Genomic DNA, 1417 nt, shown 5'->3' on the forward strand with positions numbered 1-1417 from the left:
GTCTAAGAGGCCTAGCTATACTAGGTGTTATTTTGTATCATATTAATTTTAGTTGGATGCCTGGAGGGTTTTTAGGGGTTACTGTATTTTTTGTACTCTCAGGTTATTTAATTACAGATATTCTAGCGATGGAGTGGAAGAGAAATAAGAGAATTGATTTGAAGAAATTCTGGCTTAGTAGAGCAAGGAGATTACTTCCAGGAATGTTTGTCATGCTCGTTATAACGTTGGCATGGATTACGATTTTTCATAGCTCTTTACTTGAAACAATGCGTGGAGATTCATTAGCGGCGTTATTTTATGTTAGTAACTGGTGGTATATTTATCATAAATTATCGTACTTTGATAATTTTAACCAGCTTTCTCCATTGAATCATTTTTGGTCGTTAGCAGTTGAGGAACAATTCTATGTTGTCTGGCCGTTTATCATTAGTTTAGGACTTTACCACATAAAAAAACAATCCCGTATGATTTTATTGATTTGTCTGGGAGCTGTTGCTTCAGCTTTAGCGATGGCAATTTTGTATGAACCTGGAGCTGATCCGAGCAGAATTTATTATGGCACAGATACGAGGGCCTTTTCTTTACTTATTGGAGCGGCACTTGCCTTAATTTGGCCAAGCGATAGGCTTGCAAATAAAATTATTCCAAAGGCGCGGCTCATTCTTGATGTAGTGGGAGGAACTGCTCTTATTATTATTTTGCTTATGTTTTGGAAGACTAATCAATATGATCCGTTTCTATACAATGGGGGAATGGTTCTCTTATCAATTGCAACAGCATTGTTAGTGGCAAATCTTGCTCATCCAGCGAGCCGCATCGCTCAATTTTTACGATTTAGACCTTTACGTTGGATAGGAATAAGGTCGTATGGCATATACCTCTGGCATTATCCAATTCTTACATTGACAACTCCAAAAGTAAATGCTGGAGATTTTTCACTAATAAGAGCAACTCTTCAATTTCTTCTGATTATAATGATTGCGCAAATTTCATGGAAGTTTATTGAAAAACCGATCCGACAAGGTGCGCTCCGAAACATTCAGTTTAAGAATTTAAGACTTCAAAATGTCGCTTTAGGTGTTAAGTTAGCTTTAATTTGTGCATTATTCGTTTCGTCGATAGCCGTCTTAGGGTTAGTTAGTAAGGATAAGGAGAATCCTCAACTAGATAAGGTGGAAGCAGTACAAACACAACCGGCGAAACATCCAGTTGCAGTTCGGGAAAATCCAACTCAAGAGACGCCTCAAAATCAAGAAGAATCAAAAGAAGTAAATTCTGCGCAACCTAAAAATTCTCTCACCGTTACAGCGATAGGTGATTCCGTTCTGATTGATATTGCTCCGTATTTAAAAAATACTTTTCCTGATATTAGGATTGATGCACAAATTGGTCGCCAGCTGTCAAAAGCGATTCC

General features: G+C 37.6%; 1 protein-coding gene. It reads left to right on the plus strand.

The features are described 5' to 3' along the window. The coding region (locus tag AC1DTM_RS26465; RefSeq protein ID WP_477001279.1) for an acyltransferase family protein at nucleotides 1-1417 on the plus strand (1417 nt) is incomplete at both ends.

The sequence above is a fragment of the Bacillus sp. P4_D3 genome (assembly GCF_056401855.1).